This window comes from Pseudomonas sp. P4_C1, assembly GCF_056402155.1.
Genome location: NZ_JBFUHY010000001.1, coordinates 113,742 through 126,580 on the forward strand (window position 1 = coordinate 113,742; position 12,839 = coordinate 126,580).

Here is a 12,839-nt window from a genome sequence, read left to right on the forward strand (position 1 = left end):
CAGAACATCGAAGTCCTCTCCCTCCCCGAGTTACAACGGCAGAGATACAAGAGCTGTGCCAAGGTTTCTGAAGTGTGGCCAAGCGGACACAAAAAAGCCCGCAGGCCTGAAGGGCTGCGGGCTCCGTGCAACGCTGGAGGCTGTGAGTGATTTCGCAATCAACTCAAGCTGTTACGACCTCACTCACTCCTTGTGCGGCGCGGGTTGCTGCTGGGTAAGGCAGTGAATATTGCCGCCCCCCAGTAACAGTTCGCGACCAGGCACCATCACCACTTCATGCTGTGGAAACAGGTTCTGCAGGATTTCTTTTGCCGGGCCATCCTGCGGGTCGTCAAAGCTCGGCGCGATGATGCCGCCGTTGACGATCAGGAAGTTCACGTAGGAACCGGCCAGACGAACAGTCGGGTTACGCTCCTGAGTACCGTCCACCGGATCGACACCGGCGCACTCTTGCTCGGTCGCAAACAGCGGCCCCGGGATCGGCATTTTGTGCACCGTGAACGGGCGGCCCTTGGCGTCGGTGCTGCTTTGCAGCACTTTCATCGCGGCCTGGCAGCGCGGGTAGTTCGGGTCCTGAGGATCATCGGTCCAGGCCAACAGCACTTCACCCGGACGCACGTAGCAGCAGAAGTTATCCACATGGCCGTCGGTTTCGTCGTTGAACAAGCCATCCGGCAGCCAGATGATTTTATCCACAGCCAGGTTCGCACTCAGGGCCGCTTCGATTTCCGCGCGATTCATGTGCGGGTTGCGATTGCGGTTGAGCAGGCATTCTTCGGTGGTGATCAGCGTGCCTTCGCCGTCGACGTGAATCGAGCCGCCTTCCAGCACGAAGCCTTCAGTGCGGTAGCGCGGGCTGCGCTCGATCTCGAGGATCTTGCCACCAACCTGTGAGTCGCGGTTCCACGGCGAATACAAGCCGCCGTCAAAGCCGCCCCAGGCGTTGAAGTCCCAGTTCACGCCACGGACTTCGCCACTGTTATTGATGACGAAGGTCGGACCGGAGTCTCGGACCCAGGCGTCGTCGCTGGACATTTCCACCACACGAATATTCGGCACGTCCAGACGGGCACGGGCGTTTTCGTACTGGCCGGCGGAAACCGCCACGGTCACCGGTTCGAAACGGGCGATGGCCTTGGCCACTGCCACATGCGCGGATTGTGCCGGTTTGCCGCCCAGGCGCCAGTTGTCCGGGCGCTCGGGCCAGATCATCCAGGTCTGGGTTTGGGGTGCCCATTCGGCTGGCATGTAGAAGCCGTCGGCGCGAGGGGTGCTGTTCAACGTGGTCATGGCTCAGGACTCCGGAGTGGCATTGATGCCTGACAGAAATGGAAGCGCATTGGTACACGCCGTGGATAATGGCAACTTTATATCCGATAAATATCGACGTTTAAAGCACCTTACATCCACCGTTACAAAAACAACCGATAAAAGGCCGATATCAATCGAACTAATACCGCCATCCATGTGGGAGTGAGCCTGCTCGCGATGAGGCCATGTCAGACACAGTTTTTTCGACTGAAAGACCGCTATCGCGAGCAGGCTCGCTCCTACAGGGGATGTGTTCACAGGCCTTCCGCAAGCACCTTCGACAGCATGTCCACGAAGAAATCCACGCTCTGGCGCGAAGTGACCATCGGCGGCTTGATCTTGAGGATGTTCAGGTAGTCGCCGGTCGGCTGCATGAAGATCCCCAGCTCACGCAAGCGATCGCACAGTGCAGTGGTTTCTTCGGTGGCCGGCTCCAGGGTTTCGCGGTTGCGGATCAGTTCGACGCCCAGGTAGAAACCGGAACCGTGCACCGCGCCCACTAACGGATGAATATCGATCAACGCTTCGAGGCGCCTCTTGAAGTGCCCACCAACGACCTGGGCGTTCTCCCAGAGTTTTTCTTCTTCCATTACATCCAGCACCGCCATGCCGACCTGGCAACTGACCGGGCTGCCGCCGGCGGACGAGAAGAAGTAACCCTCGGCCTCCAGCGCCTCGGCGATTTCCCTGCGGGTGATGACCGCACCCAGCGGCTGGCCGTTGCCCATTCCCTTGGCCATGGTGATGATATCCGGCACCACGCCCTGTTCTTCGAAGCCCCAGAAGAAATCCCCCATGCGCCCGTAGCCGACCTGCACTTCGTCGGCGATGCACACGCCGCCTCTGGCCCGGACCATTGCATAGACTTGTTTCAAATAACCTGGTGGCAGCGAGATACCGCCGGCATTGCCATACACCGGCTCGCAAATGAAACCGGCCAATTGGCGTTGCTGCTCGGCGATTTTCGCCAGGTTGTGTTCGACGCTACGCACATAATCCGGCGTGCTGTCGGGGCCACGGAATTCACCGCGATAGGTGTTTGGCGCGGTCACCGGGTGCACCCAGTCCGGGCGACTGCTCAAGGCCTTGGGGTTGTCGGCGATTGAGGTCGACACCGAGTCGGCCCCCACCGTCCAGCCGTGATAGGCCTCCAGCACACTGAGCATGTCGCGGCCGCCGCTGTAGGCCCACGCCAGTCGAATCGCCAGGTCGTTGGCCTCGCTACCGCTGTTGACCAGGAACACGCGGTCCATGCCATCGGGGGACAGCTTCAGCAAACGCTCGGAGAACTCGGCCACGGCCGCGTAGTTGAAACGCGAGTTGGTGTTGAGCAACGACCACTGACGACTGGCGACGGCGGCCATGCGCGGATGGCCGTGACCCAGCACCGCGACGTTGTTGAGCATGTCGAGGTAAGAGCGGCCCTGCATGTCGATCAAATGGTTGCGCCAGCCGCGTTCGATGCGCGGCGGATCAACGTAATAATGTTTTTGCGTACGGGCGAAACTGGCGTCGCGCCGGGCCAGCAACGTCGCTCCGTCGAGCTCGGCTTCGGCGTCACACGCCAGCCCCAGCAACGCTGCCGGCGACGGGCATAACGCTTGCCACGCCGACGCGCGCGAAGGTGTACAGAACAACGGCGCATTGATCGACGCGCCACGACACAGTTGCACGATCAATGGCCCGTTGACCGAGCCCAGTACCTGGCCTTTGACCAGGGCTGCGCCGCTGTGCAGCGACGGCGTAACACCCCAAAGCCGCACACTCAGTTCCGGGCCGTCCAGTTGCAGCACGCCCGCCGATGGGTGATGCACCACCCCGGCAAACGGTGCTTCGACCGCCGTGCCCTGAGGCACGCGCAATTCGACGTGCAACGGGCAAGTGTCAGGTTCAGTGGCGCTGTCCGGGCGGGTGTGGGACAGGCGGTATTGCCCGTAACGACTGGCCGCCAGGCCATGTGCCGCGGCCGCTTCATCCAGCAGGCGCTGATCGACGCCTTCCTGCTCCCAGTTCCCGCCCTCGAAATGCGGACTGAGTACGCCCAGGTCGATCAGCGCGAACTCACGTCCCACCAGGCTCGGCAACAACGGCGCGAAGCCTTCACTGCCGATGGGGGTCAGGTTCTGGCCGACGGCCGTGAGGATCGCCGCTTCCATCAGCGCCAACGGCACCGACGTGGCCACACGGAAGATTTCCCATTCATGGACCAGGTTATCGCGGCTGTAGGCATTGCCCGGATCGATGCTGACCTGCTGTTCGCCGCTGAGCACCAACACCGCCGCGCGGGCGACAATCAGCGGCCACAACGCCAGCAGCTCTTCGTGCTGCAACGGATTGACCGCGTGATACGCCTGGATGGCCGGCAGAATGCAGAACGGATCGCCCTCGCCATGATGCAGCAGCGCGGCGCAGGTCACCGACAGATCGGTAATGCGCCAGGTGCGCACCAGATCGCCGAAATCGATCACGCCTTGCAGCAGCCAATGGCGCTGCGCATCACGTTGCCACACCACATTGTCGTCGGTGATGTCCATGTGAATGGCCTGCACCGGCAGTTTGTCCTGCAGTGGCTGCAAATGCCGCTCGGCTTGCCCGGACGCTTCGACGATCAATTTGCGCTGGGCTTCGTCCTTGATCACCGGCAGCAAGTGCGCGATCAGGGCGTGAGCATGGCGGGCGTCCCATTGCAGGGTTCGCACCAGTCCCGGATGGTCGAAATCCGCCAGGGCCAGGTCCATTTCACCGCACAGGCGACCGAAGCCGGACACCACCGTCGGGTTGAAATGACCGAGGCTCGTCAGCGGCTGGCCTTCAATGTAATCGAGCAGGCGAACGTGCACCGCCTGGCCACCCACGTCCAGAGACAGCAGGTCTGCACCGTTTTTCGCAGGAATAACACGCGGCACATGAACATCGGGGTGCTCGCCCAGATGCCTGAGCCCGGCATGCTGTGCCTGAAGCTCAAGTACCGAGTAGTCGCCACGGCAGATTTTCAGGACGAAACGTCCCTGCTCGCTGTCGACGCGGTAATTCAGGTCTTGCTGGCTGCCAAGGGCCTGCAAACTGCCGCTGAACCCGTAATGTTCCTCCAGCAGCGCTCGCGCTTGCTCCGCAGACACCTGCGGGCTGGGCAAACTGGCGCGATGAATCAACGTGGCGAGCGGCATACAACGACCCCTGAAATTTTATTAGGCGCCTATATCGCCACTGGTTCGGGCGATACGCAACCCCCCGGAACCGGTAATGGTCATTTGCGGGGGCTGGAACAGGCCAGTAGATTTTTACTTGAGCACTCGCCCCGGTCGGCGCTTTGCGCAAGAATGGCGACCATTCAACGCACACTGCTGGAGAGCCACCATGAATGTAGTAACCACCGACCTGCCCGGTGTTCTGATCCTTGAACCCAAGGTCTTTGGCGACGAACGTGGTTTCTTCTATGAGAGCTTCAATGCCAAGGCTTTCGAAGAAGCCACCGGCCTGAACACTCAGTTCGTTCAGGACAACCACTCCCGCTCGCAAAAGGGCGTGCTACGCGGCCTGCATTACCAACTGGAAAATACCCAGGGCAAACTGGTCCGGGTAACCGACGGTGAAGTACTCGATGTGACTGTGGACATTCGCCGCAGCTCACCGAACTTCGGCAAATGGGTCGCGGTACGTCTGTCTGCCGCCAATCATCGCCAACTCTGGGTACCGGAAGGCTTCGCCCACGGTTTCGTGGTGCTGAGTGACTACGCCGAGTTTCTTTATAAAACCACTGACTACTACACCCCGTCCGCCGAGCGCAGCATTCGCTGGGACGATCCGGACCTGGCCATCGACTGGGAGCTGGAGTCTGCACCGTTGCTGTCCGCCAAGGATCAGGCCGCGCCACTGTTCAAGGATGCTGACGTTTTTTCCTGACCCTGCGTCCCGATTGCTGCATCACTTGCTGCGCAGACTGCGCCCGCAAGCCTAGGCATAATGCGCCTGTACCCACAGGCGCATGCTGCTCATGAAACCGACTCTCCCCCCCAGACCCCGTTGGCGCAGTCTGGCCCTGCTGGCACTGTGCCTGGCACCGTTGCTGTGGCCGCTGGAGCATCTCGCCGAGCGTTACTACCGCAGCGAGCTGGCCAGTCAGAATCGTCAGACCCTCGACCTCTACGTCGCCAACCTGCTGGGTACCCTGCATCGCTATGAAGTGTTGCCGCAGATCCTCGGCGACCTGCCGGCATTGCGTGCCGTTCTCGGCGCGCCGGACGATGGCGTCACCCAAGGCAACGCCAACCGCCTGCTGAAAAACATCGCCACCCAGACCGGCGCCGAAGTCATGTACCTGATGGACGCCACCGGCAAGACCCTGGCCGCCTCTAACTGGGACAAACACGACAGTTTCGTCGGGCGCAATTTTTCCTTCCGGCCGTATTTCAGCGAAGCCATGGCCGGGCGACTCGGGCGCTTCTTTGGTTTGGGTACAACCTCCGCCAAGCGCGGCTATTTCTTCGCCGCCGGCGTACGCGATGGCGAGAAAATCGTCGGAGTGCTGGTGGTCAAGGTCGACCTCGACCACACCGAAAGCCTCTGGGGCAAAACTCCAGAACAACTGCTGCTGACCGACCACAACGGCGTGGTCATTCTCACCTCGCGACCGGAGTGGCGATTCCGCTCGACTCGCCCGTTGAACGAGGAAGAAAGCAAGGCCATCACAGCGATCCAGCCCTATCCAACCCGCGATCCCAAACCACTGAAGCTCAATCCCAATGCCTGGCTGACCCAGACCCGGCAGATCGCCGAAACCGGCTGGGACGTCAGCATCCTCGCCCCGCGCACCTTGATCGACCGTCCGGTGCGCACGGTGGTGGCCATCGGTGGCGCAGCGTTGCTGGTGTTGATGCTGCTGCTCGGCCTGATGATGCAGCGCCGTCGCCATTACCTCGAACGCATCGCTTTCGAAGCCAAGGCCCGCCGCGAGCTGGAAGGTCGGGTCGCCGAGCGCACCAGCGATCTCGAAGGCCTGAACCGGCGCCTGAAACAGGAAGTGCTGGAGCGTGAACAGGCCCAGCAGGAGCTGGTACGCGCCCAGGATGATCTGGTGCAGGCCGGCAAGTTGTCGGCACTGGGCACCATGTCGGCGAGCATCAGCCACGAACTCAATCAGCCACTGGCAGCGATTCGCAGCTACGCGGAAAACGCCGAGGTGCTGCTCGATCACCAGCGCACCGACGATGCCCGCGGCAACCTCAAGCTGATCAGTGAATTGACCGGTCGCATGGCCTCGATCATCGCCCACTTGCGCGCCTTTGCCCGGCGCGACCGGCATGCCCCGGAAAGCGTCGCCCTGCAACCGGCGCTGGACGATGCCCTGGCCTTGCTGGCCAAGCGTCGACGCAGCATGGAAGTCGAGCTGATCCGCGACTTGCCCGCCGCCACCCTGTGGGTCGAGGCCGGGGAAACCCGACTGCGCCAGGTACTCGGCAATCTGCTGGCCAACGCCCTGGATGCCCTGACGGAAAAAGGCCCGCCACGTAAACTCTGGCTGAGTGCCCAATCCACGGCCGATGGCGTCAACCTGTACATTCGCGACAACGGCCCCGGCTTTTGCATGGAAGCCCTTGGGCGCGCCAGCGAGCCGTTCTACACCACCAAGACCCGAACCCAGGGCCTGGGTTTGGGGCTGGCGATTTGCGAAACCCTGATGCGCGCCTTCGGCGGTGAACTGTCGTTCGCCAACCACAAGGAGGGCGGCGCCCTGATTACCCTGAAGCTGCGCGCAGGCGCACCGGGCGTGAGCCTGCAACCGTCCGAGGACCGAAGTGCATGACCATCGACAACCGCATTCAGGTCGTGTTGATCGACGACGATCCCCACTTGCGCCAGGCCCTGAGCCAGACGCTGGATCTGGCGGGCCTGAAAATCCTGCCGCTGGCCGAAGCCAAGGGCCTGGCCGCGCAACTGGAGCGCGACTGGCCGGGTGTGGTGGTCAGTGATATCCGCATGCCCGGCATGGACGGTCTCGAACTGCTGACCGAACTGCATGCCCAGGACCCTGAACTACCGGTGCTGCTGATCACCGGCCACGGCGATGTGCCGCTGGCCGTGCAGGCCATGCGCGCCGGGGCCTATGACTTTCTGGAAAAACCGTTTGCCAGTGACGCCCTGCTCGACAGCGTGCGCCGCGCATTGGCCCTGCGCCGACTGGTGCTGGACAACCGCAGCCTGCGGCTGGCCTTGAGCGACCGCAATGAGTTAAGCGCTCGCCTGGTTGGTCACTCACCTTCGATGCTGCGCCTGCGCGAGCAGATCGGTGCCCTGGCGGCGACCAAGGCCGATGTGCTGATCCTCGGCGAAACCGGCGCTGGCAAAGAAGTCGTGGCCCGGGCGCTGCACGATTTATCAAGCCGTCGCAACGGTCCGTTCGTAGCCATCAACGCCGGTGCCCTGGCCGAATCCGTGGTCGAAAGCGAGCTGTTCGGCCATGAGCCCGGCGCCTTCACTGGCGCGCAGAAACGCCGCATCGGCAAGTTCGAATTCGCCAATGGTGGCACACTGTTCCTCGATGAAATCGAAAGCATGAGCCTGGATGTGCAGGTCAAATTGCTGCGCTTGCTGCAAGAACGGGTAGTCGAACGCCTGGGCGGCAATCAACTGATCCCGCTGGACATCCGTGTCATCGCCGCGACCAAGGAAGACCTGCGCCAGGCGGCGGATCAGGGGCGTTTCCGTGCCGACCTGTATTACCGCCTGAACGTCGCGCCGCTACGGATTCCGCCGCTGCGCGAACGGGGCGAAGATGCCCTGATGCTGTTCCAGCATTTCGCCGATGAAGCCAGTGCCCGCCACGGCTTGCCGCCCCATGAACTGCAACCGGGACAACGTGCCTTGCTGCTGCGCCACACCTGGCCCGGCAACGTGCGCGAGCTGCAAAATGCGGCTGAGCGTTTTGCCCTCGGGCTGGAACTGGCCCTCGACAACAGCACGCCGCAAGGCGGCGCTGGCAACAGGGTCGAAGTCGTCAGCGGCGGTTTGAGCGAGCAAGTGGAGAACTTCGAAAAAACCCTCATCGCCGCCGAACTGGCCCGCTCGCACAGCTCCGTGCGCAGCGTCGCCGAAGCCCTCGGCATTCCGCGCAAGACCCTGCACGACAAACTGCGCAAACACGGTCTGAGTTTCGCCGACAGTGGCGCCTCGGCCCACCCTGACGACCTCGACTGAGCTACCGTCCAATCATCCACTTCAAGCAAGAGGCCCCTGAATGAGCCGCGACAGTCGACAACTGGAATCAGTCCTCCATCACGACATTCCCCTCACCCGGGACATGGGCCTCAAAGTGCTCGATTGGCATGACCAGCAACTGCGCCTGCACTTGCCGCTGGATGCCAACGTCAACCACAAGAGCACCATGTTCGGCGGCAGCCTGTATTGCGGCGCGGTCCTGGCCGGTTGGGGCTGGCTGCATTTGCGCCTTAAGGAAGAAGGCATTACCGACGGGCACATCGTGATTCAGGAAGGGCAGATCAGCTATCCGCTGCCGGTGACGGGCGATGCCAACGCCATTTGCCAGGCGCCGGACCCGGTGATCTGGAAGAAATTCCTGACCACCTTCCAGCGATACAGCCGAGCGCGGTTGACGCTGCATACGCGGGTCGTCAATGAAGGTCGTGATGAGGATGCGGTGAGGTTTATCGGGCAGTACGTGTTGCACCGGTAAACCAGGACCACCGCAAAACCTGTGGGAGCAAGCTCGCTCCCACAAGGTTTTTGCATCAGCGCGTGGCAGCGATCTTATGCGCGTGCCAATTCCAGCAGTTTCTCCCGCCAGGCCGCTTTCGCCGGCAGCGCCAGAAAGAACGCATTCAACAGCGACTCCCGCGCCGGATAGCTGAACGGTTCGCCGCTCAACTCCAGCACCTCACCGCCAGCGCCTTCCAGCACGCCTTGCGCTGCCGCCGTGTCCCACTGCGAAGTCGGCGCCAGGCGCGGATAGCAATCGGCCGCCCCTTCGGCCAGCAGGCAAAACTTCAGCGAACTGCCGATATTGGCCAGTTGCAGCTCGCCAAGACTGGCGCTCAACCCGGCCAGCAAACGCTCTTGCTCCGGGCTCGAATGGCGACGGCTGGCCACCACGGTGAACGACTCGCCTGGCGCTAATGCATCACGCACCTTGATCGCCACCGGCGTGCCACCTTTATCGCCGCGCCAGGCACCGAGGCCGGCGCCACCGACATAGAAACGACCGTTGGTCGGCATCGACACCACGCCGAACACCACTCGACCGTTTTCGATCAGGGCGATGTTGACGGTGAATTCTTCGCTGCCGCTGATGAACTCCTTGGTGCCATCCAGCGGATCAACCAGCCACCAGCGCTGCCATCCGGCCCTCACGCTTTGGGGGATGTTGGCGTCCTCTTCGGAGAGCACCGGAATGCTCGGGTCCAGTTTCGTCAGCCCGGCCAGAATCAGGTGGTGCGCGGCCAGGTCTGCAGCGGTCACCGGCGAATCATCAGCCTTCGCCGTGACGGCCGTGCCCGTGCGCCAGAACGGCAGGATTGCCTCACCGGCCTGCAAGGCCAGCTCGATGACCGGTGCCATCAACGGATGCGGGAAATTCATGGCTGGAACGCTCCGCGCTGAGTCAGCAGGTCTCGGGCCAGGTACAGCGCCGCCAAGGCTCGGCCTTCAGTAAATTGCGGGTTTTGCGCCAGCGCCGAGAGTTCACGCAGATTGATCTTGTCCACCCGCATCGGCTCGGGCTCGTCGCCTTCCAGACGCTCTTCGTAGAGGTCGGTGGCCAGCACCACCTGAATCTTCTGGCTCATGTAACCGGGGGACAGCGACAGCTCGGTCAGGTGCTCCAGTTGCCGCGCACCGAAACCGGCCTCTTCCTTGAGTTCACGCTCGGCCGCCGCCAGCACGTCTTCGCCCGGCTCGATCAAACCCTTGGGCAACGACATTTCATATGCATCGGTGCCGCCGCAATACTCCTCGACCAGTACCGCATGCTCGGCATCGAGCATCGCCACGATCATCACCGCGCCGTACCCGGCACCCTTGCCAACCAGGCGTTCATAGGTGCGCTCCACGCCGTTGGAAAAGCGCAACTTCAGCTCTTCGACGCAGAACAATCGACTGGTGGCGACAATTTCGCGGGCGAGTATGGTGGGTTTCTGGCGCATGCAAAGCTCCTTGGCGTGAACGCGCTACTATAACGCGGCTTGCCCGATTGTTTACGCCAGAAATCTTTCTACTGCCCGAGACGTTGCCATGCCTTCATTACCCTGGTCCGACATCGATACCGTTCTGCTGGACATGGACGGCACGCTGCTGGACCTGCATTTCGACAACCACTTCTGGATGGAGCACCTGCCCCAGCGTTACGCCGAACTGCACGGGGTCAGCCGGGCCATGGCCGAGATGGAATTGCAGCCGTTGTTCGAGCGCAATGCCGGCCAGTTGCAGTGGTACTGCCTGGACTTCTGGAGCGCCGAACTGAAGCTGTCGGTGCGCGACCTGAAACTGGAAACCGCGCATCTGATCGCCCTGCGCCCGGATGCCGACACCTTTCTGGCGGCGATCAAGCGGGCCGGCAAGCGCGTGGTGCTGATCACCAATGCCCATCGGGATGCACTGTCGTTGAAGCTGGAAAAAATCGAGCTGGCGCCGTACTTCGAGCGCTTGATCAGTTCCCATGACTACGGCTTCCCCAAGGAAAACCCGCAGTTCTGGGATGCGCTGCAAGCCGATATCGATTTCGATCCGGCGCGCAGCCTGTTCATCGACGACACCTTGCCGATTTTGCGCAGTGCACGGGACTTTGGCGTGGCGCATTTGCTGGCCGTGCGTGAACCGGACAGCCGCAAGGGGCCGAAGGATACGGCGGAGTTTGCGGCGGTCGGGGATTATCGGGATTTGATTGCGGGGCTTTGATACCGAGGCGCCTGCTTCGCGGGCAAGCCAGGCTCCCACAGGATCTGCGTCGTTCGCATCCTTCGTGAACGGCTCAGATCCTGTGGGAGCGTGGCTTGCCCGCGATGGCCATCACGCGGTTTGACGACTTACTCAGGAATCCGCAACGACTGCCCCGGATAGATCTTGTCCGGGTGCGACAGCATTGGTTTGTTGGCCTCGAAGATTTTGTTGTACTTGTTGGCATCGCCGTACACGCGCCTGGAAATTGCGCTGAGGGTATCGCCCTTCACGACGGTGACAAATACCGCGGCAGCGACTACAGGCCCGGTCACGATAATCTGATCATCCACACTGCCAACCCCGACAATATTGCCCACCGCCAGCAGGATTTTTTCTTTCTCTTCCTGGCTCGCCACTTCACCGGTCACCGTGACCTTGTCACCCTCGACCGTCGCTTGCACATTCGGGTTACCCAGGCCGACTTTGCTGATGTGCTCCTTCAACTGATCACTGGCATTGGCGTTGCCTGGCGTCAGCAGATCCAGCAGCTTTTCGCCCGCTTCCTTCACAAAGCTCAAAAGACTCATGGTGCACTCTCCTTGGGTTTCGGATTCCAGACGTCAAAGCCTAGACCACGGTCGTCACCTGCGAATCCAGCCCGACCAATGACCCCGCATGCGATAGAATCCGCACCTTCCCAACCCCTGGAGCGCAGATGGACATCAAGCAGCTGAAATTCCTCATCGCGCTCGACGAAACCCGCCATTTCGGTCAGGCCGCCGCGCGCTGCCACATTACTCAACCGACACTGTCGATGCGCCTGCGCAGCCTCGAAGAAGAACTCGACCTACCGCTGGTCAATCGCGGTCAGCGCTTCGAAGGTTTTACGGCGCCGGGCGAGCGAGTGCTGGCGTGGGCGCGCACGGTGCTGGCGGCGTACGACGGCTTGTATGCCGAGGCGGCTGCCTGTCGCGGCAATCTGGTCGGCACCTTGCGTCTGGGCGTGGTGCCGCTGTCGAGCTTCGATCCGCTGCCGCTGCTGCAACGCCTGCATGCCGAGCACCCGAACCTGCGCTTCGAGCTTTCGGCGCTGAGTTCGGAGCAAATACTCGAACAACTGGCGAACAATCGCCTGGACCTCGGTGTTTCCTACCTGGAGCGCCTGGATGCCGAACGTTTCGACTCGCTGGCCTTCAGCGAAACCCGCATGGGCCTGCTCTACGACCAACGCTTTTTCAGCTTTGGCGAGGCGCCGCTGAGCTGGGAATCATTGATCGAACTGCCACTGGGCATGCTCACCAGCGGCATGCACTTTCGCCAATCCATCGACCACAACTTCCACAGCCGCGGCCTCACCCCGCAGCCTCTGTTGCAAACGGATGCCGTGCATCAACTGTTACAAGCTGTGCACGGCGGCTTGTGCTGCGCCGTGATGCCGTTGGACGGAGGTCTGGAAGAGCTGACCGATCATCTGCGCCTGCAACCGATCGAAAACGCCCAGACCCTGGGCCGGCTGGGGCTGATCATGCGTCGCAGCGCGCCACGCTCGGCCTTGGCGGAGGCTTGTTTCGCGATCTATCGACAATCGTTGCCCAGTGCTTGATCGACGGAGTCTATCGGCAGATCAGTACTAACGATTA

The 12,839-nt window shown here is 61.8% G+C and carries 11 protein-coding genes; 6 read left to right on the forward strand and 5 right to left on the reverse strand.

Annotation, left to right across the window (positions count from 1 at the left end; translation table 11 throughout):
• Positions 1 to 183: 183 nt before the first annotated feature.
• Both aguA and AC1DU9_RS00510 read right to left on the reverse strand, forming a co-directional pair.
• Complete coding sequence (aguA, locus tag AC1DU9_RS00505; protein ID WP_223462733.1) at positions 184 to 1,290, reverse strand: agmatine deiminase; 1,107 nt, start codon at positions 1,288 to 1,290, stop codon at positions 184 to 186.
• A 275-nt stretch (positions 1,291 to 1,565) separates the two neighbouring features.
• Positions 1,566 to 4,478, reverse strand: coding sequence for an aminotransferase (locus tag AC1DU9_RS00510; RefSeq protein ID WP_477809620.1), 2,913 nt, complete (start codon positions 4,476 to 4,478; stop codon positions 1,566 to 1,568).
• 190 nt (positions 4,479 to 4,668) lie between these two features.
• Between AC1DU9_RS00510 and rfbC the strand changes: the two genes are divergently transcribed.
• The 4 genes from rfbC (at position 4,669) to AC1DU9_RS00530 (ending at position 9,001) form a co-directional block, all read left to right on the forward strand.
• Positions 4,669 to 5,214: a dTDP-4-dehydrorhamnose 3,5-epimerase gene (rfbC, locus tag AC1DU9_RS00515; RefSeq protein WP_223462735.1), complete on the forward strand. Its 546-nt coding sequence runs from the start codon at positions 4,669 to 4,671 to the stop codon at positions 5,212 to 5,214.
• A 91-nt stretch (positions 5,215 to 5,305) separates the two neighbouring features.
• Positions 5,306 to 7,114: a sensor histidine kinase gene (locus AC1DU9_RS00520; protein ID WP_223462736.1), complete on the forward strand. Its 1,809-nt coding sequence runs from the start codon at positions 5,306 to 5,308 to the stop codon at positions 7,112 to 7,114.
• The gene (locus AC1DU9_RS00525) at positions 7,111 to 8,505 is read left to right on the forward strand and encodes a sigma-54-dependent transcriptional regulator (RefSeq protein ID WP_477809621.1); all 1,395 of its coding nucleotides are present in this window, start codon (positions 7,111 to 7,113) and stop codon (positions 8,503 to 8,505) included. The genes AC1DU9_RS00520 and AC1DU9_RS00525 overlap by 4 nt, the downstream gene beginning before the upstream one ends.
• A 40-nt stretch (positions 8,506 to 8,545) precedes the next feature.
• Positions 8,546 to 9,001, forward strand: coding sequence for a YiiD C-terminal domain-containing protein (locus AC1DU9_RS00530; RefSeq protein WP_223462738.1), 456 nt, complete (start codon positions 8,546 to 8,548; stop codon positions 8,999 to 9,001).
• Positions 9,002 to 9,075: 74 nt separating this feature from the next.
• On the opposite strand, the gene cysQ is transcribed toward AC1DU9_RS00530, so the two are convergent.
• Positions 9,076 to 9,903: a 3'(2'),5'-bisphosphate nucleotidase CysQ gene (gene cysQ / locus AC1DU9_RS00535; RefSeq protein WP_477809622.1), complete on the reverse strand. Its 828-nt coding sequence runs from the start codon at positions 9,901 to 9,903 to the stop codon at positions 9,076 to 9,078.
• Positions 9,900 to 10,466, reverse strand: a complete 567-nt coding sequence (gene nudE / locus AC1DU9_RS00540) for an ADP compounds hydrolase NudE (RefSeq protein WP_223462740.1) — start codon at positions 10,464 to 10,466, stop codon at positions 9,900 to 9,902. Before nudE ends, cysQ begins: the two co-directional genes overlap by 4 nt.
• 88 nt (positions 10,467 to 10,554) lie before the next feature.
• Between nudE and yrfG the strand changes: the two genes are divergently transcribed.
• On the forward strand, positions 10,555 to 11,217 hold the full coding sequence (gene yrfG, locus AC1DU9_RS00545) for a GMP/IMP nucleotidase (RefSeq protein ID WP_150755608.1): 663 nt from the start codon (positions 10,555 to 10,557) through the stop codon (positions 11,215 to 11,217).
• A 128-nt stretch (positions 11,218 to 11,345) separates the two neighbouring features.
• Here yrfG and lysM read toward each other — a convergent pair whose 3' ends face one another.
• Positions 11,346 to 11,786: a peptidoglycan-binding protein LysM gene (gene lysM / locus AC1DU9_RS00550; RefSeq protein WP_477809623.1), complete on the reverse strand. Its 441-nt coding sequence runs from the start codon at positions 11,784 to 11,786 to the stop codon at positions 11,346 to 11,348.
• 128 nt (positions 11,787 to 11,914) lie between these two features.
• Here lysM and AC1DU9_RS00555 point away from each other — a divergent pair, with 128 nt between their 5' ends.
• Entirely contained in the window at positions 11,915 to 12,802 is an 888-nt protein-coding gene (locus AC1DU9_RS00555; protein WP_223462742.1) for a LysR family transcriptional regulator, read from the forward strand.
• Positions 12,803 to 12,839: the final 37 nt, after the last annotated feature.